Annotated in this window: 5 protein-coding genes; 3 read left to right on the top strand and 2 right to left on the bottom strand. The window is 63.5% G+C overall.

The features are described from left to right. Positions 1-26 precede the first annotated feature (26 nt). Positions 27-296 carry a hypothetical protein gene (locus AC1D01_RS28525; protein ID WP_477872416.1) on the bottom strand — a complete coding sequence of 90 codons (270 nt, stop codon included), beginning with the start codon at positions 294-296 and terminating at the stop codon, positions 27-29. Positions 297-481: 185 nt separating this feature from the next. Continuing rightward, positions 482-1189 (bottom strand): LexA family transcriptional regulator, encoded by a 708-nt coding sequence (locus AC1D01_RS28520; protein ID WP_477872414.1) that lies wholly within the window; start codon positions 1187-1189, stop codon positions 482-484. A 93-nt stretch (positions 1190-1282) separates the two neighbouring features. On the opposite strand from AC1D01_RS28520, the gene AC1D01_RS28515 reads away from it, so the two are divergent. The 3 genes from AC1D01_RS28515 to AC1D01_RS28505 all read left to right on the top strand — a co-directional run bounded on the left by AC1D01_RS28515 (position 1283) and on the right by AC1D01_RS28505 (position 2637). After that, complete coding sequence (locus tag AC1D01_RS28515) at positions 1283-1522, top strand: Cro/CI family transcriptional regulator (RefSeq protein WP_477872412.1); 240 nt, start codon at positions 1283-1285, stop codon at positions 1520-1522. Positions 1523-1870: 348 nt separating this feature from the next. Beyond that, positions 1871-2344 (top strand): phage regulatory CII family protein, encoded by a 474-nt coding sequence (locus AC1D01_RS28510; protein WP_477872410.1) that lies wholly within the window; start codon positions 1871-1873, stop codon positions 2342-2344. Beyond that, positions 2344-2637 carry a hypothetical protein gene (locus tag AC1D01_RS28505; RefSeq protein WP_477872408.1) on the top strand — a complete coding sequence of 98 codons (294 nt, stop codon included), beginning with the start codon at positions 2344-2346 and terminating at the stop codon, positions 2635-2637. Before AC1D01_RS28510 ends, AC1D01_RS28505 begins: the two co-directional genes overlap by 1 nt. Positions 2638-2826: the final 189 nt, after the last annotated feature.

Raw genomic sequence — 2826 nt, 5'->3', positions numbered from 1 at the left:
GAGGGGGAAGTGCGCGTGGCTCGCGCTCATGCCGCCGCCTCGTCGATGCGCTCGACGTTGCTGATGGAACAGCCGGTCAGTTGGTGGGCGATGCGCTGCGCGTGCTCAGCGTCGCGGGCCTTGACCTGCACGATAGGCAGGACGCCGGTGTCGCAGGCGGCCGGGAAGCCGTTGCGGTCGTTGGGGTGGTAGTGGCAGCGGTAGCTGCGCAGTACGTGAACGACGTCGCATGCGGCAATTGGCTTAGCAGCCGAGCGGATGCCGGGTGGGGATGTTAGGAGACTTGAGCGGCGCATTGATGGTCCGGGGTTGAGTCGGACGCCATCTTAGCGCGCTAAGCTTATTGTGCTAAGTAAACCACTCAGTGTGATCAACTATTCGAGGGCCAAGCGTCCGGCTTTTCCGTCGGCTTGCGGGCGAGCGCGTCTACGGCGCATCAGATGACGCGCTGCGTCGAGAAAGAATTCGCCCGTAGGCGTCCTCACGCTCGGTGCCAACGACTGGCGGATACCTCGGCAACGATCGCGTGCATGTGTTTGATGCTGGCGCGATCGAAGGTGGAGCGCTTGCCAGTATTCACGCTGAGTACCGTCACGCTGCCGGAGCGCTCGAACATGAACTCCTTCACCATCGTGGTGCCGTCATCGAGCACGATGACTACGTACTCACCAGGCTCGCATCGTGCGGCGGGCTCAACAGCAATGTAGTGCCCGTCTCGAAGTGCGGGATGAAGACCATCGCCGCGGATGCGCAGGGCGTACGCGGTGGGGTCGGAGCTATAGCCATCGATGTACCCATCAGGCCGATCGACCGGGAACCTGATGTCATCGAACAGGCCTTCTTCCCCAATCATTGCCGCGCCGACCACAGGGACCTTGGCTCTCATTGGATCAGGGTCCTCAGGCGTGGAGAACTTGTCGGCGTCCTCCCACATCGCTTCTCCGTACTTGGCCTCCTGAATGAATGGACCCTCGCGTCTCTTGGGCGGCTTCCCGGTGACTATCCAATCGGCGCTGTAGCCCGTCGCGGACTCGATTGCTGCCGCACTGTCAGCTTTCAGGCTCTTAATCCCTCCGCCAAGCCACATTGCAACGGCGCCTGAGGTCTTCTTGGTGGCGCGAGCGAGGTCGGCGGGCCGGAGTCCGGCGCCTTCCATTGCTTCCTTGATTCGATCGGCGAGGCTGCTCATTTTTCTCGATGAAAATAGTTAAGCGAAATTAACGCACATAGTTCGCTTAGCGTGCTTGCTAAATAAACACTCAGTGTGCTAAGCTAGTGCGCTATGAAAGCCCAACTTGCTAAGTCTGAGGCCATCAAACTGGCCAACGGGGTGAAGCCCCTCGCAGAGATTTTCGGGATCTCGTCATCTGCAGTCAGCCAATGGGGCGAGTGGCTTCCGCGATCCCGGGTCTGGCAACTTCGCTGCCTCAGGCCCCACTGGTTTCCGGTCTCGCACCAAACAGCGAATTCGAATGACGGCCCAGAAGGTGTGATCCGCACCTCTGAGCAGCGCGCATGCTGACTCAGGCTGAATCTACTGCAGTGCTTCTCCAGGCGAGGGCGGCCGGGCAGTGTGAAGAGACAGCGCTTCTCGCAGCACTGCTGCGAGCTGGCGCGCAGCCGGTACGCCGAGTACCAGTGTGGCWGGGGGTTGGCCTGCTGGTGCAGTCAGCGTCACCTGCAGCGCACCCAKCGGCCCCATCGGCGAYGCGATCTCGGTGAACTCGACGCYCACCTGCGCRAACACCATTTCCACGCTCAGCCCSTCCGTCTTCTTCTCGCTCATCAGTTTCTCTYTCGTGCGCTCATTGGTGCGCAGTATGGCTACCAGTGCGCGGTCCATCCATAGCCCCTTCAAACGGCCCATGCCATGAATGTCCAAACCGCAGCCTTCAACCTCGTGCACGACCACCCGGGCGGCACCACGGCACTCGCGCCGCTGCTCGGCAAGAGCACGTCGACGCTGAACCACGAGGTCGACCCCAACTATGCAACCGCCAAGCTCGGCCTGGCCGACGCGCTCAAGCTGACGTTGCTGACGAAGAACCACAGCATCCTGAACGCCTTCGCGATGGCCTGCCATTGCATGGTGGTGCCGCTGCCGGCGTGCTCGGACAACGATGACGACGACACGTTCCGGAGCGTGACGCGCGTGGCGCGTGAGTTCGCCGAGCTGATCAGCGAGGTCAGCGAGGTGACKGCCGACGGYGCYGTCTCSGACAACGAACTGCGCCGTGTCGATAGCGAAGCCACCGAACTGGTGGCAGCCATCCAGGCSGTGCTSACCACCCTGAGGCTGCGCAACGAGCGCAGCCGGCCCAAGACGTTCCGGGAGGTGTGCTGATGCGCGSCGGCCWGATCACCGTSCACGACGGCCGCGACACGCTGGAGCGCGCGGGCGAAGACGACCTCATCAGCGTCAGCGAAGCGGCCTACCTGCAGGCGGCCTTGGTCCGCCAGCGCCTGCGCGCTGAACAGGAGGCCCAGGCGCGGGCCCTGGTGGTGATGCCGCTGGGCACCTGCGCCAACTGCGACGAACGCTGCGACCCCGCCACGCGCTACTGCGACCACGACTGCCAGACCGACCACGCCCAACGCGAGGGCCGCCTGGCCCACGCCTCCAACCTGCGGGCCTGACGCCCGCACCTCCACATGAACCGACAGAACGCATTGCGGCCCGAGCGGCTGCAAGGGAAGGGTGTTGCCCGATGAGTACCGCAGTGATGGCCCTATGCTGGCCCATCCGTATGCCGCCGACCCAGAAGGCGGTGCTGATCAGCCTCGCCGACCAGGCCAACGACCAGGGCAGTTGCTGGCCCTCGATCG

Source organism: Rhizobacter sp. P3_B12 (genome assembly GCF_056402895.1).
Note: the sequence above shows the minus strand (reverse complement) of the source record. Positions and strands in the feature narration are given on the sequence as shown.